This window comes from Azospirillum endophyticum (assembly GCF_016595245.1).
Taxonomy (GTDB): domain Bacteria; phylum Pseudomonadota; class Alphaproteobacteria; order Azospirillales; family Azospirillaceae; genus Azospirillum; species Azospirillum endophyticum.
Map to the genome: position 1 here is coordinate 23,093 of NZ_JAENHM010000020.1, position 21,691 is coordinate 44,783.

Annotated in this window: 19 protein-coding genes; 7 read left to right on the forward strand and 12 right to left on the reverse strand. The window is 67.5% G+C overall.

Annotated elements, in window-relative coordinates; genetic code table 11:
* Positions 1 to 212 precede the first annotated feature (212 nt).
* Positions 213 to 1,358, forward strand: a complete 1,146-nt coding sequence (locus JHL17_RS05680; protein WP_200191088.1) for an HlyD family secretion protein — start codon at positions 213 to 215, stop codon at positions 1,356 to 1,358.
* Positions 1,355 to 2,947 (forward strand): DHA2 family efflux MFS transporter permease subunit, encoded by a 1,593-nt coding sequence (locus JHL17_RS05685; RefSeq protein ID WP_200191089.1) that lies wholly within the window; start codon positions 1,355 to 1,357, stop codon positions 2,945 to 2,947. Before JHL17_RS05680 ends, JHL17_RS05685 begins: the two co-directional genes overlap by 4 nt.
* 226 nt (positions 2,948 to 3,173) lie before the next feature.
* Here JHL17_RS05685 and JHL17_RS05690 read toward each other — a convergent pair whose 3' ends face one another.
* The 3 genes from JHL17_RS05690 to JHL17_RS05700 all read right to left on the reverse strand — a co-directional run bounded on the left by JHL17_RS05690 (position 3,174) and on the right by JHL17_RS05700 (position 6,690).
* Positions 3,174 to 3,419 (reverse strand): hypothetical protein, encoded by a 246-nt coding sequence (locus JHL17_RS05690; protein ID WP_200191090.1) that lies wholly within the window; start codon positions 3,417 to 3,419, stop codon positions 3,174 to 3,176.
* 28 nt (positions 3,420 to 3,447) lie between these two features.
* The gene (gene adhE, locus JHL17_RS05695; RefSeq protein ID WP_425599584.1) at positions 3,448 to 6,219 is read right to left on the reverse strand and encodes a bifunctional acetaldehyde-CoA/alcohol dehydrogenase; all 2,772 of its coding nucleotides are present in this window, start codon (positions 6,217 to 6,219) and stop codon (positions 3,448 to 3,450) included.
* A gap of 270 nt (positions 6,220 to 6,489) precedes the next feature.
* Complete coding sequence (locus JHL17_RS05700; RefSeq protein WP_200191092.1) at positions 6,490 to 6,690, reverse strand: hypothetical protein; 201 nt, start codon at positions 6,688 to 6,690, stop codon at positions 6,490 to 6,492.
* 455 nt (positions 6,691 to 7,145) lie between these two features.
* On the opposite strand from JHL17_RS05700, the gene pyp reads away from it, so the two are divergent.
* The gene (pyp, locus tag JHL17_RS05705; protein ID WP_247893342.1) at positions 7,146 to 7,535 is read left to right on the forward strand and encodes a photoactive yellow protein; all 390 of its coding nucleotides are present in this window, start codon (positions 7,146 to 7,148) and stop codon (positions 7,533 to 7,535) included.
* A gap of 10 nt (positions 7,536 to 7,545) precedes the next feature.
* Complete coding sequence (locus JHL17_RS05710) at positions 7,546 to 8,778, forward strand: AMP-binding enzyme (RefSeq protein ID WP_200191093.1); 1,233 nt, start codon at positions 7,546 to 7,548, stop codon at positions 8,776 to 8,778.
* A 390-nt stretch (positions 8,779 to 9,168) separates the two neighbouring features.
* On the opposite strand, the gene JHL17_RS05715 is transcribed toward JHL17_RS05710, so the two are convergent.
* A complete protein-coding gene (locus JHL17_RS05715) occupies positions 9,169 to 10,047 on the reverse strand; it encodes a LysR family transcriptional regulator (protein ID WP_200191094.1) in 879 nt (292 codons plus the stop codon).
* Positions 10,048 to 10,173: 126 nt separating this feature from the next.
* On the opposite strand from JHL17_RS05715, the gene JHL17_RS05720 reads away from it, so the two are divergent.
* Complete coding sequence (locus tag JHL17_RS05720) at positions 10,174 to 11,151, forward strand: quinone oxidoreductase family protein (protein ID WP_200191095.1); 978 nt, start codon at positions 10,174 to 10,176, stop codon at positions 11,149 to 11,151.
* 16 nt (positions 11,152 to 11,167) lie between these two features.
* Here the strand turns inward: JHL17_RS05720 and JHL17_RS05725 are convergent, their stop codons facing one another.
* Positions 11,168 to 11,644, reverse strand: a complete 477-nt coding sequence (locus JHL17_RS05725; protein WP_200191096.1) for a GNAT family N-acetyltransferase — start codon at positions 11,642 to 11,644, stop codon at positions 11,168 to 11,170.
* Between the two features lie 19 nt (positions 11,645 to 11,663).
* On the reverse strand, positions 11,664 to 12,842 hold the full coding sequence (locus JHL17_RS05730) for a PQQ-dependent sugar dehydrogenase (RefSeq protein WP_200191097.1): 1,179 nt from the start codon (positions 12,840 to 12,842) through the stop codon (positions 11,664 to 11,666).
* 219 nt (positions 12,843 to 13,061) lie between these two features.
* On the opposite strand from JHL17_RS05730, the gene JHL17_RS05735 reads away from it, so the two are divergent.
* The gene (locus tag JHL17_RS05735) at positions 13,062 to 14,114 is read left to right on the forward strand and encodes a sensor histidine kinase (RefSeq protein ID WP_200191098.1); all 1,053 of its coding nucleotides are present in this window, start codon (positions 13,062 to 13,064) and stop codon (positions 14,112 to 14,114) included.
* Between the two features lie 143 nt (positions 14,115 to 14,257).
* On the opposite strand, the gene JHL17_RS05740 is transcribed toward JHL17_RS05735, so the two are convergent.
* The 4 genes from JHL17_RS05740 to JHL17_RS05755 form a co-directional block, all read right to left on the reverse strand.
* Positions 14,258 to 14,785, reverse strand: coding sequence for a hypothetical protein (locus JHL17_RS05740; RefSeq protein WP_200191099.1), 528 nt, complete (start codon positions 14,783 to 14,785; stop codon positions 14,258 to 14,260).
* A gap of 406 nt (positions 14,786 to 15,191) precedes the next feature.
* Positions 15,192 to 15,332 (reverse strand): hypothetical protein, encoded by a 141-nt coding sequence (locus tag JHL17_RS05745; protein ID WP_200191100.1) that lies wholly within the window; start codon positions 15,330 to 15,332, stop codon positions 15,192 to 15,194.
* 54 nt (positions 15,333 to 15,386) lie between these two features.
* On the reverse strand, positions 15,387 to 15,821 hold the full coding sequence (locus JHL17_RS05750; RefSeq protein ID WP_200191101.1) for a DUF983 domain-containing protein: 435 nt from the start codon (positions 15,819 to 15,821) through the stop codon (positions 15,387 to 15,389).
* Between the two features lie 108 nt (positions 15,822 to 15,929).
* Positions 15,930 to 17,336 (reverse strand): aminotransferase-like domain-containing protein, encoded by a 1,407-nt coding sequence (locus JHL17_RS05755; protein ID WP_200191102.1) that lies wholly within the window; start codon positions 17,334 to 17,336, stop codon positions 15,930 to 15,932.
* A gap of 277 nt (positions 17,337 to 17,613) precedes the next feature.
* Here JHL17_RS05755 and JHL17_RS05760 point away from each other — a divergent pair, with 277 nt between their 5' ends.
* Positions 17,614 to 18,690: an NAD(P)-dependent alcohol dehydrogenase gene (locus tag JHL17_RS05760; RefSeq protein ID WP_200191103.1), complete on the forward strand. Its 1,077-nt coding sequence runs from the start codon at positions 17,614 to 17,616 to the stop codon at positions 18,688 to 18,690.
* A gap of 45 nt (positions 18,691 to 18,735) precedes the next feature.
* On the opposite strand, the gene JHL17_RS05765 is transcribed toward JHL17_RS05760, so the two are convergent.
* Both JHL17_RS05765 and JHL17_RS05770 read right to left on the reverse strand, forming a co-directional pair.
* Positions 18,736 to 19,848, reverse strand: coding sequence for a hypothetical protein (locus JHL17_RS05765; RefSeq protein WP_200191104.1), 1,113 nt, complete (start codon positions 19,846 to 19,848; stop codon positions 18,736 to 18,738).
* 86 nt (positions 19,849 to 19,934) lie between these two features.
* On the reverse strand, positions 19,935 to 21,380 hold the full coding sequence (locus JHL17_RS05770) for an MptA/MptB family glycosyltransferase (protein ID WP_200191105.1): 1,446 nt from the start codon (positions 21,378 to 21,380) through the stop codon (positions 19,935 to 19,937).
* Positions 21,381 to 21,691 lie beyond the last annotated feature (311 nt).

Consider the following 21,691-nt stretch of genomic DNA (forward strand, 5'->3'; position numbering starts at 1 on the left):
GTTTCTTTGGTCCCCCATCGTTTCCCGCGCCTGCCAAGCCTCCATCGACCTGTGGCATGGCTGTTCTGCGGACGCATGGGGCAGCTTTCTGCCGCTCCGGTGCAACGCAACAGGGGTTTGCGGTGTTTCGCGCTGGGGAGCGGGGCCGCTCCCGCGCGACAACGACCGGGCCTTTGCTGATCGCCCGGCATTTCGGTCAGGAGCGTCACACCATGCCGGACGGCCAGCAGCGCAGGGACGTCGTCGATCTCACCGGCCAGGATACCGACACACAGGCCGGCCGCAGCGAACGCGAAGAGCGGCGGACTGCGGAGGCGGACGACAAGAAGCCCGGTTTCATCCGGCGTCATCCGCTGGCGATCCTCGCCGGGCTGGCGGTGGTCGCCCTGCTGGCGGTCGCCGGCTACATCTACTGGCAGCGCAACATCCATCCCTATGAATCGACCGACGACGCCTTCATCGACACCCGCCAGTTCCCGGTGGCGCCGAAGGTGCCCGGCTATGTGACGGAGGTTGCAGTCGGCGACAACCGGCATGTGAATGCCGGCGACCTGCTGTTCCGCATCGATCCCCGTGACTACCAGACTTCGCTGGAGCAGGCGCAGGCGCAGATCGACTCCGCCCAGGCGGCGATCACCGGCTACGACGCCCAGATCGACGCCCAGCGCGCCCAGATCGACCAGGCCAAGGCGGAGGTCTCGCAGGCCGAGGCTGCCGTCGGCTTCGCCAAGGAGGATGCGGCGCGTTACCGCGACCTGCAGAGCCGCGGCGCCGGGACGGTGCAGCAGGCGCAGCAGTCCACCGCCAACCTGCAGGAACAGCAGGGCAAGCTGACCAGCGCCAACGCCGCGGTGATCGCCGCCGAACGGCAGGTCGGGGCGCTCCAGGCCCAGCGGACCAGCGCGGTCGCCGATCTGGCGCGGGCCAAGGCGCAGCTGGCCCAGGCCCAGTTGAACCTGTCCTACACCACCATCACCGCGGCGCAGCCGGGCCGCGTGGTTCAGCTCAGCGGGGCGGTCGGCCAGTTCGCCCAGGCCGGCCAGGGCCTTGCCATCTTCGTGCCCGACGACATCTGGGTCACCGCCAACTTCAAGGAGACCCAGATCACCGACATGCGGCCGGGCCAGCCGGTGGACATCCAAATCGACGCCTATCCCGGACGCAAGATCACCGGCCATGTCGACAGCGTGCAGCCGGGATCCGGCACCGCCTTTTCCCTGCTGCCGGCGGAGAACGCCACCGGCAACTATGTGAAGGTGGTGCAGCGCATTCCGGTGAAGATCGTCGTCGACCAATGGCCCGACGGCCTGTCCATCGGTCCCGGCATGTCGGTGGTGCCGCGGGTGACGGTGCGATGAGTGCCGCCGCGGAGGGCGCGGATGCCGGCCGCTTCGACGCGTCGCAGAGTGCCGCCGGCGGCCGCAATCCGTGGGTGATCGCCGTGGTGGTCTCGATCGCCACCTTCATGGAGGTGCTCGACACCACCATCGCCAACGTCGCCTTGCGCTACATCTCCGGCACGCTGGCGGTCAGCGCCGACGAGGCGTCCTGGGTCGTCACCTCGTATCTCGTGGCGAACGCCATCGTGCTGACGGCCAGCAGCTTCATCGCCAAGCGCTATGGCCGCAAGCGCTTCTATCTGGCCTGCCTGGGGCTGTTCACCGCCAGCTCGCTGGCCTGCGGCTTCGCCTGGAACCTCGAATCGCTGCTGCTCTTCCGCGTGCTCCAGGGCTTCGCCGGCGGCGGCATGGTGCCGATCTCGCAGTCGATCCTGGCCGACAGCTTTCCGCCGGCCAAGCGCGGACAGGCCTTCGCCATCTTCGGCATCGCCGTGGTGGTGGCGCCGGTGGTCGGGCCGACGCTGGGCGGCTGGCTGTCGGACAATCTGTCCTGGCACTGGTGCTTCCTGATCAACGGTCCGGTCGGGCTGATCGCCTTCGCGCTGGTCAGCGTCCTGGTGCAGGAGCCGAAATCCGCCATCGAGGAGCGGGAGAAGCTGAAGCGCCGGGGCATCCGCATGGACGGGATCGGCTTCCTGCTGGTGGCGACCTTCCTCGGCTCGCTCGAGGTGGTGCTGGACCGCGGCCAGACCGACGACTGGTTCGCGTCGGGCTTCATCATCACCTTCATGATCATCTGCGTCGCCGCCTTCTGCCTGATGATTCCGTGGGAGATGACGCGGGCGAACCCGATCCTCGACCTGCGGATGGTGGCGACGCGGCAGTTCGGCTCCTGCTTCCTGGTGATGCTGGCGACCGGCGCCATCCTGATCGCGACCACCCAGTTCCTGCCGGAGCTGCTGCAGCAATATTACGGCTTCACCGCCACCTGGGCCGGCCTCGCCCTGTCGCCGGGCGGCATGGTGACCATGGTGATGATGCTGGTGGTCGGCCGGCTGTCGGGCGTGATCCAGCCGAAATACCTGATCGCCACCGGCGCCTCCATCGTGGCGCTGGCGATGTGGGACCTGACGCGGCTGAACCCGGAGTCCACCTTCTGGTTCTTCGCCTGGTCGCGCATCTACATCGGCATCGGCCTGCCGCTGATCTTCATCCCGATCACCACGGCCTCCTATGACGGCATCCCGCGCGACAAGACCGACCAGGCATCCGCCCTGATCAACGTCGCACGCAATGTCGGCGGGTCGATCGGCGTGTCGATCGCCCAGAACGTGCTGGCCTTCCGCGAACAGTTCCATCACACCCGGCTGATCGAGCATGTCGTCCCGTCGAACCCGGCCTATCAGCGAACGCTAGAACAGGCGACGGGCTATTTCTCGACGGTCGGCGGCGAGGCGGCGGCGCGGGAGCGGGCGATCGCCTTCATCGGCCAGCAGGTGCAGCTCCAGACCGCCTATTGGGCCTATATCGACGTGTTCTTCGCGCTGATGCTGATCTCGGCCTCGGCGGTGCCGCTGGCCCTGATCCTGCGGCGGGTGAAGCATTGATACCCATGCCGGAAAGTTCCGACCTCTGGTCGGCACTTTCCAGCCCCTCAGACGCCGGGCGGCCCGCTTCCGCGGGCCTTGGCTTCGCGGGCATGTGCCCGCGCGGCCGCCGTCGCGGCCGTACCAGAGCCGAAAAGTCGAAACTTTTCGGCTCTGGTATGAGAACAGACGGAACCGCCCGCAGCATGGGGACGCTGCGGGCGGCGGTTCGGCGTGACGGTATCGCTCAATAATCGCCCAGCGACCGGTCCATCTCCGACACCAGCCGGTCGGCCATGCGGATCGAGCGGTCCAGGTCGGCGGGGCTCATGCCCAGCCCGGGGTCCTCGACCACCGGGAAGCTCTCCGCCCGGTCGATGCCGAGGCCCTTGGCACTGACCAGAACCTCGTAGCTGCGGCTGTCCTCGTTGAACAGGCATTCGGTTTCGAAGCCGCGGGCGTCGCTCTCGGCCCACATGATCGCTTTGCTCATGGTTTTTCTCCCGGCATGGAGGGTTTCGTCACTTGGCGAGCGCCGCATCCTTGCGGGCGGCCGACTTGTCCGATGATTTGGCGGAGGGCTTGGCCTCGACCGGCACGGCATCCTGGGCCGACGGTTCGACATAGGCGCGGCCGTAATAGCTGTCGAGCAGGAGCTGCCTGATCTCGGCGACCAGCGGATAGCGCGGGTTGGCGCCGGTGCACTGGTCGTCGAAGGCGGCCTCGGCCAGCGCGTCCACCCTGGCGAGGAACGCCGCCTCCGGCACGCCCGCCGCCTGGATCGAGGCCGGGATGTCCAGTGCCCGCTTCATCTCCTCGACCCAGCCGATCAGCTTTTCGACCCGCTCATGGTCGCGGCTGCCGCCCAGTTCCAGGTGCCGGGCGATCTGCGCATAGCGCGCCACGCCCTTCGGCCGGTCGTATTGGCTGAACGCCGTCTGCTTGGTCGGGATGTCGGCCGCGTTGTAGCGGATCACGTTGGCGATCAGCAGGGCGTTGGCGATGCCGTGCGGAATATGGAACTCCGCCCCCAGCTTGTGCGCCATCGAATGGCACACCCCGAGGAAGGCGTTGGCGAAGGCGATGCCGGCCAGCGTCGCGGCGTTGTGCACCAGCTCCCGCGCCTTCGGATCCTGCGCCCCGTTGCGGTAGGCCGAGGGCAGATGCTCCTTCAGCAGCTTCAGCGCCTGCAGGGCCTGGCCGTCCGAATACTCGCTCGCCACCACCGAGACATAGGCCTCCAGCGCATGGGTCACCGCGTCGATGCCGCCCGCCGCGGTCAGGCCCTTCGGCATGTCCATGACGAGATTGGCGTCGATGATCGCCAGCGTCGGCGTCAGTTCATAGTCGGCGATCGGGTATTTCGTGCCGGTGCGCTCGTCGGTCACCACTGCGAAGGGCGTCACCTCCGACCCGGTGCCGGACGTGGTCGGCACCGCCACCAGCTGCGCCTTCACGCCCAGCTTGGGGAAGGTGTAGATGCGCTTGCGGATGTCCATGAAGCGCAGCGCCAGATCCTCGAACGCCACCTCCGGCGCCTCGTACATCACCCAGATGATCTTGGCGGCATCCATCGGCGAGCCGCCGCCCAGCGCCAGGATCACGTCGGGCTGGAAGGCGTTGGCCAGCGCCACCCCCTTGCGCACCACCGCCAGCGTCGGGTCGGCGCTGACCTCGAAGAAGGTCTCCACCTCCAGCCCCAGCGACTTCAGCACGCGGACGCTGTCGTTGACATGGCCGTTCTCGAACAGGAAGCGGTCGGTGACGATCAGGCAGCGCTTCTTGCCGCGCAGTTCCTCCAGCGCGAAGGGCAGGCAGCCGCGGCGGAAGTAGATCGACTTGGGCAGCTTGTGCCACAGCATGTTCTCGGCCCTTTTGGCCACCGTCTTCTTGTTGATCAGGTGCTGCGGCCCGACATTTTCGGAGATCGAGTTGCCGCCCCACGATCCGCAGCCCAGCGTCAGCGAGGGGGCGAGGCGGAAGTTGTAGAGGTCGCCGATGCCGCCATGGGAGGACGGCGTGTTGATCAGGATGCGGGCGGTCTTCATCTTGTCGCCGAAATGGCGGATGCGGTCGCCCTGCTGGTCCTGGTCGGTGTAGAGGGCGGAGGTGTGGCCGATGCCGCCGAGCGCCACCAGCGCGGCCGCCTTGTCGCAGGCATCGAGGAAGTCCTTCGCGCGATACAGCGCCAGGGTCGGCGACAGCTTCTCGTGGGCGAAGGGTTCGGCCTCGTCGACATCGGTGACCTCGGCGATCAGCACCTTGGTGGCGAGCGGGACGTTGAGACCGGCCATGGCGGCGATGGCGTGGGCCGGCTGGCCGACGATGTCGGCGTTCAGGTGGCCGTCGGTCAACAGTACCTTGCGCACGGCATCCGCCTCGCGCGGCGACAGGATGTAGCCGCCGTGATTGGCGAAGCGGTCGCGCACGGCGTCATAGACGGCATCGACCACCACCGCCGACTGTTCGGACGCGCAGACCACGCCGTTGTCGAAGGTCTTGGACATCAGGATGGAGGCGACGGCGCGCTTGATGTCGGCGAACTCGTCGATGACCGCCGGGGTGTTGCCGGCGCCGACGCCGATGGCCGGCTTGCCCGACGAATAGGCGGCCTTGACCATGCCCGGCCCGCCGGTGGCGAGGATCAGGTTGATGTCAGGGTGGTGCATGACGGCGTTGGACAGCTCCAGCGAGGGCTCGTCGATCCAGCCGATGATGTCGTCGGGCGCACCGGCCTCGACCGCGGCGGCCAGCACCAGGCGGGCGGCCTCGCAGGTGGACTTGCGGGCGCGGGGATGGGGGGAGATGACCAGCCCGTTGCGGGTCTTCAGCGCGATCAGCGCCTTGAAGATGGCGGTGGAGGTCGGGTTGGTGGTGGGGACGATGCCGCAGATCAGCCCGACCGGCTCGGCGATGGTGAGGATGCCGGCGTCATGGTCTTCCGACAGCACGCCGCAGGTCTTCTCGTCCTTGTACTTGTTGTAGATGTATTCGGCGGCGAAGTGGTTCTTGATGACCTTGTCTTCCATGACGCCCATGCCGGTTTCCGCGACCGCCATCTTGGCGAGCGGAATGCGGGCGTTGGCGGCGGCGAGCGCCGCGCTGCGGAAGATCAGGTCGACCTTCTCCTGCGGATAGTCGGCGAAGCGCGCCTGCGCCGCCTTCACCCGGGCGATCAGGGCGTTCAGGTCGGACAGGGTCTTGATGGGCGTGGCCATGATCGGGCGTCTCCCGCCGGGTGTCGCCATGCGGCCGGTTTCCCGGCCCGGGTCACCCGGATCTTGCGGTTTCATGCGGTATGTAGGAAACCTACATCCACCCTGGACGCCTCGCAAGAGTGGTCATACCACCTGCCCTCAGATTTGATCTGGATCAGACGAAACGTCGGGAGCGAGGGGCATGTCTTGCTGCCATTCCGTTCAGCCTCCCCGGAGGCCGCAATGTAAATTCAAATCAGATCAATGTAGTTTAGCTACATTGTGGTTTGTCTTGAGAAGTTGTGGCAGATTATGCGTGAAATGCCCATGAGCGGGTAAAGTTTATGCTCCATGCCGCTCTTCATATTACGGCTTGGCTGCCTTGATAATGTGGAATATCGACCGCATCACGCGCACTTCGACCAGCATGCCGACCACTTCGGCGAGTGCGGTATCGGAGCCGAGCCCGAACAGGCCGATGGCGGTGGCTGCCTGACGGCGGTGGCTGCCGACGGTTCGAAGACGTTGAATGACCATGTGGCTGAAGGCGATGACGGCGAACACCATGATCAGGCGCCTTCGGCCCCATCTCGCCAAATGTGCAGTCGCTCCCGCAGATGGCAGGATTTGCGCCGTGTCCGGTGGCTGGACAGCCGCGGATCGGGCCGTCGGATCGGATGGGCAGGCGCCCGAGGGCAATGAAATTCGGACCGCGCTTCCTGTGCTTTCCGAAAACACCACGAATGTCAATCAGGGTTGGCCGAATATTCCATAAAATCTAGCGTATATGCCGTCATACAGCACAATGATTTTCCTTCTATGATTTTGAGTTCTTCTAGACATCGAAGGTTTCGATAACTACCTCTATTGATAACGGCGCCACCCGGGAGGCTTGGGTGGCGGAAATACCTTCTTCGAATTCACCTTCCATTAATAAGCGATCGCCACTGAATGGCATCGTCTTTCACCCGCTGCGCCCCCGGCGCGGCGCGTGTCGTCCTGGATACGGAGACTTCCCCACCATGACCGGAACCATGCAACTCGTCGAGTTCGGCACCTCCGACATCGAAAACACGCTCGGCAGGATGAGCGCGTCCGAGATCGACCGTCTGGCGTTCGGCGCCGTGCAGCTCGATGCCACCGGCCGTATCCTCCAGTACAATTCCGCCGAAGGCGCCATCACCGGCCGTGATCCGAAAGCCGTCGTCGGCAAGAATTTTTTCACCGAGATCGCCCCCTGCACCAACACGCCGGCCTTCAAGGGCGTGTTCGACAAGGGAGTCCGGTCCAAGGACCTGAACACGATGATCGAATACACCTTCAACTATCAGATGAAGCCGACCAAGGTGAAGGTGCACATGAAGAAGGCGTTGATCGGCGACAGCTACTGGGTCTTCGTCAAGCGCCTGTGAGCGGATCGCCATGACGATCCATCGGTGGTGGCGAAATCGCGATGCTCTGAGCCGCGTCGTCTGCGATCTGCTGGCGGGCGAATTCGCCCGGCTCCGGCCGGGCGGTCCGGTGCCGGCCGGACAGCATCGCTGGCCGGAGACGCTGCCGCTCGGACCCGAGGGGGTGGGTGCCGACTCCCTCGACGTCCTGCACCTCGCCTCGGTCCTCAACGAAGCCCTGCACCTCCATCGCAGCGGCATCGAGGATTACCTGCTGGCGCGGCGGACGGTCGGGGAATGGCTCGACATCTGTGAAGCGGCGCTCGGCCGCTTCGACGGTGCCCTGAGCTTCAGAACCTCGGGCAGCACCGGCGAGGGGAAGCGCTGCGAGCATCCCTTGCCCGCTTTGGAGGAGGAGGCCGACGCGCTGGCCGCCCTGCTGTCCGGCGCGGCGCATGCACCGCGGCGTGTCGTCAGCGTCGTCCCCGCCCACCATATCTATGGTTTCCTGTTCACGGTGCTGCTGCCGGACCGTCTGGGCGTGCCGGTGGTGGATGGACGCGGCACCTCGCCCGGCGGACTTGCGGCGGGGTTGGGGCCCGGCGACATCGTCGTCGCGCATCCCGATTGGTGGGGAGCCTTGCTGCGGTCCGGCGCCACCCTGGCGGACGGGGTGACGGGCACCAGTTCCACCGCGCCCTGTCCGCCCGACACGGCGCGCGGCATGCGCAGGATCGGATTGGCACGGCTGGTGGAGGTGTTCGGGTCGTCGGAAACCGCCGGGCTCGGCTGGCGCGAGAGTCCCGATGCAGCCTTCCGGCCTTTTTCCTGGTGGCGTTTCGGCGACGGAGGCCGGGTGAGCCGGCGTCTGGCCGATGGGACCACTCTGTCCGCCACGCTCCAGGATCGCTTGAGTCACGACGAGGAAGGCTTCCGCCCGAGCGGTCGCCTCGACACCGTGGTGCAGGTCGGTGGGGTGAATGTGTCGCTGGCGGCGGTGCAGGCGCATCTGGCCGGCCACCCCGATGTCGAAACCGCCGCCGTAAGGCTGATGCGGCCGGAGGAGGGGACGCGCCTCAAGGCCTTCGTCGTCCCCGCGCGCGATGCGCTGCCCTGGGAGGAATTGTGCCGGCGGCTGACCGTTTGGATCGATGCGACGCTTCCCGCTCCGCAACGCCCGCGTGCCCTGGCCATCGGGCCGGCCTTGCCGGTGAACGCGATGGGAAAGCCCTGCGACTGGCCGTTGGCATCGCAGGGGCGATAGACGTGGCAATAGACTGGGCGATCTCCGCTGCCGGTGGTCCAAGCTGGAGCGCCGGTCCGGCAAAAGCATCCGATCCGAGGCCGCCTCTTCGTCGGCGGTCTCGGGACGGATACGGGGGATCGGATGCGGAAGCTCAGAAGCCGATGATGCCGGTCATCCAGAGCAGGATCACGATAATTCCGGGGACACCCAGAAGCCAAAGCAGGATAGGCATGCGAGACCTCCATATTCCGAGGGACAAGTTGTAAGAGCACTGCTCTCCGTTGCTGCCTAATAAACGAAACAACCTGCGGATCTGTTCCATCGATTTTTCCGCCGCGGCCACGCTTCGCGGAAAAATTTCGCGGGGAAGACATTTGGGAAGAATTTGCGGCACCGCCGCAGGGGGGCTCAATCCTCCAGCAGCGACCGCTCGGCGGCGATGATCGACACCAGGGCGTCCATCACCGCCCGCACCCGGGCCGACCGCCTGAGATCGCCATGCACCAGCAGCCACAACTCGCGCGGCTCGGGCGGCTGAAGAAGCGCCGCCGGCCTGACGGGGATCAGGCCGGAGTCCGGCGACCGGCCGAGAAAATGCGGGATCGCGGCGATGCCGATGCCGGCCGTCGCCGCACCGCGCAGGCTCATCAGGTCGTTGGCGCGGAAGACGAAGGGGCGGCGGCCGGCCAGCTGCCGCAGCCAGCGCTGCTGCGGCACATGGTCGAGGCTGTCATCATAGCCGATGAACTCCCAACCGGCTTCGTCGCGGCCGGCGAGATAGCCCGGTGTCGCATACAGGCCATAGCCCATGGCGCCGATGCGGCGCGCGATCAGCCCGTCGTCCTCCGGCCGCCGCAGGCGCAGGGCGAGGTCGGCTTCCCGCCGGGTCAGGCTGACCGCGCGGGCGTCGCCCACCAGTTCCACCACCAGCTTCGGCAGAATCCGCCGCAGGCCCGCCAGCCGCGGAGCCAGGAAATGGCTGGCGAAGGCCGGCGGCGCCGACAGGCGAACGGTGCCGGCCGGCTCGCCCGGCTGGCCGCGGGCATGGCGCTCCACCGCCAGCACCCCGTCCTCCACCCGGCGGGCCAGCGCCGCGAACTCCTCCCCCTCCGCGGTCGGGGCGTAGCCCCGCGGCAGCCGGTCGAACAGGCGCACCCCAAGGTCGGCTTCCAATGCCGCCACCCGGCGGGCGACGGTGGAGTGATCCACCCCCAGCATCCTCGCCGTCGCCGACAGGCTGCCGCTGTCCGCCAGCGCCAGGAAAACGCGCAGGTCGTCCCAATTCATCCCGGTTTCCCCCGTCACGGCATTCTGCGCAGAAACACCCATATCCTGGGCGATCTTGCCGAATGTCCGTGCGCTGGGCCACGGATTAGCCTCCGTCCATCACAACGATCGACGAGGACAGCCGATATGATCCGCTCCATCCAGATGACCGGACCCGGTGGCATCGAGGTTCTGCGGCCCGCCCGCCTCGACCTGCCGGCTCCGGGGGCGGGAGAGATCCGCCTGCGCCATGATGCCGCCGGGGTCAATTTCGTCGACATCTATCACCGCAGCGGCCTCTATCCGCTGCCGGCCTATCCCGCGACGCTCGGCGTCGAGGGGGCGGGGGTGGTGGAGGCGGTCGGGCCGGATGTCGACGGCCTCGCCGTCGGCGACCGCGTCGCCTGGGCCGGGTTGCCGGCCGGCGGCTATGCCGAGGCGCGGCTGCTGGCCGCCGAGCGCGCGGTGCGCCTGCCCGACGGCGTGGAGGCGGTGACCGCCGCATCGCTGCTGCTGCGCGGCATCACCGTCCATATGCTGCTCAACCGGGTCTGTCCGCTCGGGCCGGGCGGAACGATCCTGGTGCATGCCGCCGCCGGCGGGCTGGGCCTGCTGCTGACCCAATGGGCGAAGAGCCTGGGCGCCACCGTCATCGGCACCGTCGGCAGCGCCGCCAAGGCGGAGACCGCCCGCGTCCACGGGCTCGACCACGCCATCCTCTACCGGGAGGAGGATTTCGTCGCGGCGGTGCGCGACCTGACCGGCGGGCGCGGCGTCGATGTCGCGGTGGACGGCATCGGCGGCGACACCCTGCGGCGGAGCTTCGACGCGGTGCGGCCCTTCGGCATGCTCGCCAGCGTCGGGCAGGCCGGCGGCCCGGTCTCGCCGATCGACCTGTCCGAACTTGGGCCGCGCCGCTCGCTCTGCCTCGCCCGGCCCAGCGTGTTCGGCTACATGGCCGATCCCGCCACCTACCGCAAGGCGGCCGGGGAGGTGCTGGCCCGCGCCGCCGGCGGACTGAGCGCCGGTCCGGTGACCTGCCTGCCGTTGGAGGAAGCGGCGGAGGCCCATCGCGCGCTGGAGGGCCGCGGCACCAGCGGTGCCCTGGTGCTGACGCCGGCGTGACGCTCGCCGGGGCCGCCTATCGCGGCGCCAGCCACTTCTCCATCGCATAGTTGTGGATCGGCACGTCGCCGATCCGCAGGTCCCGCCGTTCGAGCAGGGTGAAGCCGCGGCGCAGGAGGAAGGGGCGGGCGGCTTCGCTCGCCTCCACATGCAGGCGGGGATGGCCGAGCGCGCGGGCGCGCGCCTCCAGCACGTCGACCAGCGCCGACATCACCCCCTGGCCGGCGGCTTCCGGCGCGCAATAGAGGAAGTTGATGTGGCCGTCCGATTCGACGTCGCTGAAGGCCATCGGCGTGTCGGCGTCGTCCACCGCGACCAGGGCGACGCGCCCGTCGCCATAGGCCTCCCGCACCCGTTCCACCGTCGGCGCCTGGGCGGCCCAGGCCTCCACCTGCTCCGGGCCGTAGAAGCGCGGCCCGATGCCGCGGACGGAGCGGGCGTAGAGTTCCGCCAGCAGCGGCGCGTCCGACGACCGGTAGTCCCTGATCCTCATCCATCCCATCTTTCGGCGGTCATTGCGCCGGCGCCAGCCGCAGGACCGCGCCGTCGCCGGCATCGGTGATGACGTAGAGGGCGTCGTCCGGCCCCTGTGCCACATCGCGGATGCGCGCGTCGAGCGGAATGCGCTCCACCTCCTTCGCTGCGGTCCCGTCGATGGCGACGCGCACCAGCCCCTTGGCGCTCAGGCCGCCGATCAGGGCGCTGCCCTGCCATTCGCGGAACAGCCCGCCGGTGTAGAAGACCATGCCGGAGGGCGAGATCACCGGCGTCCAGTGGATCACCGCGTCGGTGAACTCCTTGCGGGTCGGCGGGTCGGGGATGTCGCGGCCGTCGTAATGCTTGCCCCAGCTGACCAGCGGCCAGCCGTAATTCCTGCCGGCCTCCGGCCGGTTCAGCTCGTCGCCGCCCATCGGCCCCATCTCGGCGATCCACAGCGAGCCCGTGCGCGGGTCGATGGCCGCCGCCTCGATGTTGCGGTGGCCGTAGGACCAGAGGGCGCCGGCGGTCGCCCCCTCTCCGGCGAAGGGATTGTCCTTCGGTACCGAGCCGTCGCGGTTCAGCCGGACCACCTTGCCAAGGGTGTTGTCGCGCTTCTGCGCCGGATCGAACTTGTAGCGCTCGCCCAGCGTCAGGAAGATGTGGCCGTCGGGGGCGAAGGCGATGCGGGTGCCGAAATGGTTGCCGCCGTCCACCTTGGGCGACTGGCGGAAGATGACCTTGAAATCCTCGATGCCGCGGTCGGTCAGCCTCCCGCGCCCCAATGCCGTCCCGGCGGTGCCGCCACCCCCGCTGCCGTCTCCCGGCTCGGCATAGGCAAGGTAAATGGTGCGGTTGCGGGCGAAATCCGGATCGGCCGCCACGTCCATCAGCCCGCCCTGGCCCTGGTTGAAGACCTTCGGCGTTCCGGCCAGCGGGGAGGAGAGCGACCCGTCGCGCGCCAGGATGCGCAGCCGACCCGGCTTTTCCGTCACCAGCGCCCGGCCGTCGGGGAGGAAATCGATGCCCCACGGCCGCTCCAGACCCTCGGCGACGCGGCTGACCGCCACCGGCCCAATGCTGGTCCGGACGGTCTTCGCCGCTTGGCCGCCCCCCGGCTGCGACTGCGCCAGGGCAGGGGCGGGCGCGGTGGCGACAGCGGCGAGCAGGGCGGCGACAGGAGCGGCGGTCGACAGGGTCAGGGTGCTGCGCATCACGATCCTCCGGTTGAAGAGCTGGCCTTCTAGGTGGGGGTGCCGGGCCGGCGGCCAAGGCCGGCCCCTTCGAAAGACTCCGATGCCGCCGGGCTGGAAAGGGGCATCGCCGAATTTCGTCACATCATCGTGCGCATACCCCGGTAGTCCGAATCCGGCTTCTGGCTGTTACCGTTCCATTGCGTCGTTCGGAGCAGGGCACGGGGTATGGATAGGGTCTTGCGCCGCTTGTCGTCCGATCTGCCGCGCTCCGCCTGGGCACGGTATGGGATCACGCTGCTGCTGGTCGGGCTGACGGCGCTGCTGCGCTACGCGCTCGACCCGCTGCTGTTCAGATACCCGTTCCTCGTCTTCATCCCGACCATCTCCGTCATCTCGCTGCTGCTCGACCGCGGGTCGGGCTATCTGGCGGTGGCCTTGTCAGGGCTGTGTTCGGCCTGGTTCTTCATGAAGCCGGAAGGGATGCTGTGGATCGAAGAGCCGGGCGACCGGCTGGCCTTCCTCATCTATATGGGCCTCGGCTTCGGCATCGCCGCCGGCGCCCATGCCCTGCGCCGGGCGAACGAGCGGCTGCGCCTGTCCTCCGAACAGCTTGCCGCCGCCAATGTGGAAAAGGATCTGATGCTGCACGAGATCCATCACCGGATCCGCAACGACCTTCAGCAAATCTGCGCCCAGTTGACGCTCGCCGCCCGCAATTCGGAGAGCGGGCAGGATATCGTCAACGGCACCATCGAGCGGATCGGCGTGCTGGCCCGCGTCTATGTCCGCCTGCGCCGGGTCGAAGGCGTCAACATCGTCAATGCCAGGGATTTCCTGGAGAGCCTGGTGGAGGACATCCGGCTCGGCGTCGTCGGAGGGCGGCCGGTCGCGGTCGGCGCCGAGGTGGACGACGCCGACCTCGACATGGGCGTCGCCGTGGCGGTCGGCACCATCGCCAACGAACTGGTCACCAACGCGCTGAAATACGCCTTTCCCGATGGCCGCCCGGGCCGCATCGACCTCAGTTTCCGCAAGGAGGAGACGGAGTGCGTTCTGCGCGTCTGCGACGACGGGACGGGCATCCTGTCGGACCGGCCGCAGGGAACCGGCCTGGGCGGCAGGATCATGCGTCAGCTTGCCCTGCAGTTGCGCGGAAGCCTCGACATCGAGCCACGGCCGCAGCATGGGGTGAAGGCCACCCTGCGCTTTCCCTGCTGCAGGGAGGCGGCCAAGAGCGGATCGCATGGGATCGGACACGGTTCGGAGCGTGAATCCGATCGCCGGACATGAGGCCATGGCGCCGCGCGTTTCTCAGGTGACGCGCCAAGCGATAGCCGGCCCGGTGGCAAAATGCCGACTGACGGAGACGGCCGCCCACCGGGGATGGCGGACGGCCGTGACATCCGGCGGGCGCCGTACCGCGGCGGTGCCGATCAGTACGGGCAGTTCACGCTGGGCGCGTTGTTGAGCGTCGCACTGACGCCCGCCATCACGTAGCCTGACGCGATCGGCGTCACCTGCGTCTGCGTCGAGATCACGCCGGTGATCGTGGCTCCGGCGCCGGAGGCGGCGCCGCTGGTCAGGGCGCAGGTCCAGGCGGTGCCGCTGGGCGAGGTGGTCTTGTTCATCGACGCGATATTATAACAGTTGCCGCCGGCGAGGCTGAACTGCCCCATCGCCGACCGCCACTCGCTGCCGGCGCCCTTGCCGTAGAAATTGTTGGCCGCGACGACCACCGAGCCGGACGTGTTGGTCAGGCCGTTGCCGACATTGGTGATCACGACGCCGACTTCGGTGGCGACCGTGTCGGAAATGACGACGGTGGCGTCGGTGTTCAGGCAGAAGGCGAAATTCTGCGGCGGCAGGGCCGACAGGACCGCGGGCTTCGGCTGCGCATTGGCCACGCCGATGGACAGCAGGGTGACGACCGGAAATACGGCGACGCGTGCGAACGACTTCATTGAATGGCCTCATTTTCAAGATGCGGACGAATCCCGTTTAGGGTCTTCCCGACATCGAGTCACCTCATAAAAATAGAATTTCTTATAATAATACATCCGCAACGAAGAAATTATGCGTGATCACAACAACCATTAGGAGTGCGAACGTCGTCGTTCCCTGATGTCATTCCAATGTAGTCCGCGCCGTCCCTGCGTGGCGTGGGCGCGGGCCGACTCGGTGCCACCGGATCGGGTCCGATGCGGCGCCTGATCCGCCTACCCGGTGGAAACGGTTTTTCAGAACCCTCGTTCAATGACCGTCCTCCGGACAGCCGCTGATCTGCCGTCGGTTTTCCGTGCCTTCGGCACGGAGAGGCGGACATGGGACCGACGGTTGCGGAGCGGCTCAAGCGGGGGCGGCGGGCGCTTACGGTCTGCTGGTTTCGTTGCTCTTCTTCGCCCGCTCCTTCTTCGCTTGATCGTGATGCCACTTGACGGCGAAGAACATGCCCGTGCCCAGCACGATGATCTTGAAAGGAAAGAAGACCAGAGGGAACCAATCGTACATTTCGAACATCTCCAAGATACGACACGGCCTATCGTCAGCGGAACCTGATGCCGGTCAGGCCGAGCGCGGGTCTTTGTCTTCGGGCAAGGCCGCAAGCGGCGGGATTGGCGCGGCCGTATCGAAACGGGCTTCCTCGGCCTTGTAGAAGTACTGGCTGGCTACCAGCCACCCCTTCAACGGCCGCAAGGGCGGAATACAGGTCAGCAACAGGAACGGCAGGGTCGTGACGAGGTGCACCCAATAAGGGGGCTCGAACTTCACCTCGATCCAGAGCGCCAGGATGACGGTGGGGATGCAGGCAAAGCAGATGACGAAGAAGGCGGGGCCGTCGGCCGGATCGGCGTAGGAGTAATCCAGACCGCAGACCTCGCACTGGGAACGCAGCTTCAGGAAGCCGCTGAACTGATGACCCCGGCCGCAGCGTGGGCAACGGCCACGCGGGCCGGTGCTGAGAGGGGGAAGAGGCGGCCACTCCTGTTCGGATGACATCGCATGTTCCTTCGGGAGGCAATGGCAGGCAATGCATGCATTGCCTAATCGTATGCTCCAGAAAGACCTACAATGTCAACCTCAATGCATGCAATACGCCGTTGCGATTCATACAACCATGGAAGACATGGCCGGTGCCTCGGACAGAAGGTCGGCCAATTGCCGCAACGCCTCGCGCAGATCCTGGCGGTCCGTCGGAGCGCCGAGCGCGACGCGGACCGCCTCCGGCGGCGTCGACACGGCAAAGGCGTCGCTGCCGACGACGCCGATCCCCGTCCCACGCAGGCGCATGACGAAGTCGCCGCGGGTCCACTCGCCGGGAAGCCTCAGCCAGAGGTGGAATGCGCAAGGGCTGGCCAAGATGTCCCCTGGCGGCAGCGTTTCGCTCGCGATCGCGTGCCGCGCCGCCGTCTCCTGCCGGATGCCCGCGACGATGCCCGCCGCCGTGCCATTGTCGATCCAGCGTGTCGCCAGCGCCGTGGTCAGCGGCGAGGCCATGCCCGTCGTGGCCCGCATGGCCGCGGCCAGCCGGGACATCTGGCGGGGCTCGGCCACGGCGAGATAGGCGATGCGGAGTGCCGGCGAGACGGATTTGGCCAGGCCGGAGACGTGGAAGACGGACTCGGGCGCCAGCGCCGCCAGAGCAGGCGGCGCATCGGGTGCCAGGGCGCCGTAGGCGTCATCCTCGATGATGCGCACGTCATACCGGCGCGCGATGGCCACCACCGCCTTGCGCCGTTCCAGCGGCAGCGTCGCCGTGGTGGGATTGTGCAAGGTCGGGGTGCAATAGAGCGCCTTGGGGCGATGGGTCCGGCAGGCCTCCTCGAAGGCCTCGGGCAGCAGGCCTTCGCCGTCCATGGCCAGTGGCGCGAGCCGCAGCCGCAGATGCGCCGCCAAGCTGCGGAAGCCCGGATAGGTCAGGGACTCGCAGCACACCACGTCGCCGGGCTCGCACAGGACGCCGAGCAAGGCCAGCAAGGCGCCTTGTGCGCCCGCGCAGACCAGCACCCGCTCCGGGGGCACGTCCAGGCGGCCTTCGAGCCAACGTGCGCCGGCCTGACGGTCGGCCTGGCCGCCGCCGACCTGCTGGTAGCGGAGCAGCAGATCCAGGTCCAACTCCGCTGCGAAGGCGCCCATGTCGCGCCGCAGGTCGTCCTGCAGGCCCGGCCCCATGGGCAGAGGCGGCGCGTTCATCTGGAGATCGGCGGGACGCGCCGCCTGCCGGGGGATGGGCGACATCGGCGGCGCGGCGCGGTTTGCGCACACGAAAGTGCCCTGGCCGACGCGCCCTTCCACCAGACCGCGCCTGGCCGCCTCGGCATAGGCGCGCGTAACGGTCGTGAAATCGATGCCCAGCTTCCCGGCAAGGAGACGCTGCGGCGGTAGGCGAGTGCCCTGTATGACGCGCCCTGCCCGAATGTCCGCTTCCAGGGTATCGGCGATGGAGCGGTACAACGGGCCTGCCGAGCGATCGATCGTCGGCAGCCAAACCAGATCGTCAGCGGAGCGCGACATCCTTCAACCTCACATGCATACAATGCGGTATTGTATGGTCTGAATTGTATGCGATCAAAGGAAATATACGCGCTCACCCGACGGTTCGCGGCGTTCGTCGTCTTCATCGTCGCCAATCGACCCGCCGCAGTCTGGAAACCGCCGCTTAATCTGCATCAACGCGGCCTTCCCGCCGCCGCGCCAAGCTGGCCGGTGTGAAGCCAAGCGCCGGCCGGGGGCCATCTGCGGCGGCGCCGAACAGCTCCGCGACCGGCGACCACCATCACGGGAGGACGCCATGGTCATGATGAAAGCGGCGGTGTTCGTCGAACCGGGCCGCATCGTGCTGGACGACAAGCCGGTCCCCGACGTCGGGCCGCTCGACGCGCTGATCCGGATCACCACGACGACGATCTGCGGCACCGACATCCACATCCTGAAGGGCGAATATCCGGTCGAGCGCGGCCTGACCATCGGTCACGAGCCGGTCGGCGTCATCGAGAAGCTGGGCTCGGCCGTCGCCGGCTACCGCGAGGGCCAGCGGGTGATCGCCGGCGCCATCACCCCCAGCGGCCACAGCAACGCCTGCCTGTGCGGCTGCCATTCGCAGGACGGTGCCGGCACGCTCCATGGCTGGAAGCCGTTGGGCGGCTGGCGCTTCGGCAACAGCATCGACGGCGCCCAGGCCGATTATCTGCTGGTGCCCGACGCGATGACCAACCTCGCCCCCGTCCCCGACGGGTTGACGGACGAGGAGGTGCTGATGTGCCCCGACATCATGTCCACCGGCTTCGCCGGGGCGGAGCGCGGCGGCATCCGCATCGGCGATACGGTGGCGGTGTTCGCGCAAGGCCCGATCGGCCTCTGCGCCACCGCCGGCGCCAAGCTGAAGGGCGCCACCACCATCATCGGCGTCGACACCGTGCCGGCCCGGCTGGAGATGGCGCGGCGGATGGGCGCCGACCATGCGGTGGATTTCCGTCGCGTCGATCCGGTGGAGGAGATCATGCGGCTGACCGGAGGCCGCGGCGTCGATGTCGCCATCGAGGCGCTGGGCACCCAGGCGACCTTCGAGGCGGCGCTGCGCGTCCTGCGGCCCGGCGGCACGCTGTCCAGCCTGGGCGTCTATTCCGGCGACCTGCGCCTGCCGCTGGGGCCGTTCGCCGCGGGGCTGGGCGACCACACCATCGTCACCTCGCTCTGCCCCGGCGGCAAGGAGCGGATGCGCCGGCTGATGGCGGTCGTCGCCTCGCATCGCGTCGACCTGAAGCCGCTGGTCACCCACCGCTTCCCGCTGGAGCGGATCGAGGAGGCCTATGAGCTGTTCGGCCAGCAGCGTGACGGCGTGCTGAAGGTGGCGATCACGCCGCAGTGACGGGGACGACGGCCGCAGCGCCGGGGTCTGGCGATGCCCGCCCTTCTATGAGGCCCGCTTGTAGACCATCAGGAAGGCCACCGCGCAGAGGAAGGGCAGTCCGGCGTCGCGCAGGTCGTTGTTGAGGTGGAGCATGGCGGCATAGAGGCCGATTCCGGTCACCGCGATCGTCGGCAGCAGGGCGTCGGCGATGCCGAGGATGCCGCGGCCGTCCAGCCAGTCACCGGCAGCCAAAGTCGCGCGGACCAGCACGATCAGGATGAGGAGGGCGATGCCGGCCATCGCGACATATTCCAGGGTGAAGGCCGCCGGCAGGTAGACGGCGGGAACCGATCCGGCCAAGGCCGGCGACAGCGTGCCATGCGCCGCCTTCACCGCGGCGACGGCGATGTAGTGCAGGGCCGTCGCCAGCAGCAGATTGCCGGACAGCAGTTCCACCGTCCGCCAGGACAGGAAGGCCGGCCAGCGGATGCGGTCGAGGGCGAGGAACGCCAGGGCGGTTGCGCTGCCGAACAGCAGGGCGTAATCGGGCGACAGCGGCCATTTCGACAGCGTGCGCCCGAGGATCAGGATGTCGGCCAGCGCCACCGCCAGCCCCAGCAGGACGATGACGGCGGTGCGGGGAGCCTGCCGGTGGTGGGCGAACATCCGCCCGGCCGCGACGAAGAGGATCCAGGGAAAGACGGGGAACCAGCCCGGGAAGGGCGAGACGAACAGGCCGTAGACATAGGGGAGCGGCAGGACGACCCAGGCGCCGCACAGCGCGACGAGGAAGAGGGCGATCAGCACCCGGTTGGCGGTGCCGACCCGGGCATGGATGTCGAACAGCAGCCGGGCGGCGAAGAGGAACATGAAGAAGTCGCTGGTGAACGGGTTTTTCTCCTGATACAGGCCGTGGATGGCCGCCAGGATGAACAGCTTCAGGTGGCCTTCGATCCGCCGGGCCAGCGGCTTTCTCAGGAAGTTGTCGAGCGTCATCCCGAAGGCGAAGAAGAACATCACCGGCGCCAATTCGAAGACGAATTGCAGGATGTTGACGAGGCGATAGGTGTCCGGCATCGTCCGGCCCCAATGGGCCGCCACCATGAACACCAGGGCGGTGACGCGGATGACGTCCAGGCTTCTGTCCCTGGCCGGCCGCGGTGTCGGCATCAGCATATGGTCACTCCCGAGGAGAGGCGGCGCCGTGATCCTGCCTGTCACGGAGAGGGTTTCGGCGGGGCTGGCGGCCATCCGGCGCTCCTTCACGACCGGTGCGGACGGGCGATGCGCAGGCGTCCGGCCAGCGCCGCCGTCCAGGCGGCGACCGCCGCGCGGTCCTTGCGGTCGAGCATCCAGACCATCAGGACGGTCGCCCCCAGATAGAGGGGCAGGGCCATGAGCGTCTTGGTGTAGAAGGGGTCGTAACCGTCCTCGTAGCGCCAGAAGGGGACGACCGCGAAGGGGGCCAGCGCCGCGACTCCGAAGATCCAGCGCGAGAACCACCAGGAGGGAACGAGGGCGGCCAGCGCCAGCGGCCACAGCATGAACCAGGGCCACAGGTGGGTCGACAGGCCGAACACCACCGCCGCCATCACCGCGGTGGCGGCCTTCCAGACATTCTCCAGGGTGGGGCGCCGGTACAGCATCGTCAGGGTCCACAGGGCGAAGGCGGCGAAAGCACCGCGGACCAGCCAGCGCAGGGGCGCCAAATCCATCCCCGTCATCCGCTCCGCCACCCGGACGACGTCGGCCGGCTGAAGCCACTGCCAGCCGGACATGCCGCGGACTCCGTCGAAAAAGGTGGGAGAGCGGAAGAAGAGGAACAGGACGGCGAGGAAGAACAGGGCGGCCGGAACCCCGCGCAGGACATAGGCGATGATCCTGCCCTTGAGATGCGGGTGGCGATCCGCGCGGCCGGATTTGCGGAACCTGTACAGGAAATCGACCACGACCAGGGCGGCGCTGGTGTATTTGCAGGCGGCCGAGGCCGCCAGCGCCAGCGGGCCGGCGCGGTCGCCGGCGGGAAGGCGCATCAGCCACAGCAGCATGAAGACGACCATCGCCATGTCGTTGTGGGCTTCGCCGGCCGAATAGATGTGGCCGATGGGCAGCCAGCCGAAGGCGACCAGCCCGGCGGCGGCGGTCGCCTCGTCATGGGTCCGGCCGATCCGGCGAATGATGGCGAGCCCGCCGATCCAGGCGCCCGCCAGGAGCAGCTTGAACAGAAGTCCGGTCAGCCAGACAGTCCCGCCGCTGAGCGCCATCAGCCCGGCCGAGACGACCGCCCACAGCGGGCCGTAGGTCATCATCGCCGGCACCTCGTCGAAGGGAAAGGCGGCGGCCTGCTCCGGGGTGAAGGGCACATAATAGGGATTGAGCCCCCGGACGATCTCCTCGCCCCACAGGGCGGAAAACCAGATGTCCTGCGTCATCACCGGAACGGACGGCAGGCAGGCGGCGGTGAAGAGGACAGGCCACAGGAAGAGCCGGTCCGTCATCGCTTTGGTGATCGGGCCGCCGAAATCGGACAGCCGGCGGAACAGCCATGCCGCCATGGCGACCGGAAGGGCCAGCGGCAGGCAATAGCCCAGGAAATACAGGCCGTCATGGGTGAAGACGTTGCCGGCCGTCAGCGCGTGGGCCAGCGGGGCAGAGAAGTCGGCGATGGAAGCGGCGAGACGGTCGAAGAAGGCGGCCTGGTTGGGCAACCCGACTTCCCCGTAATGCGCATTCGAAGCGGCGAGGAAATAACTCAGTATGGAATATGATAATAAACATAGGGTCGTTGCCAATCCGAACCGATCGATGATCTTGATCGCTTCGGCACCCAGGCGGTCGCGCGGTGAGGCGACGGTGAAGAGGGATTTGGGCTCGACCCGCATCGACATGCCGTCCACCGAGGTTTTTCCGACAAAAACTCCGGATAGACTTTAGGGAAATCATGCGGAACCGATAAACTTCCAAAGAGTTCCCCGGGCTTTTGCTTCGGTACTAATGCCGCGACTCCTCCATCCGGCAG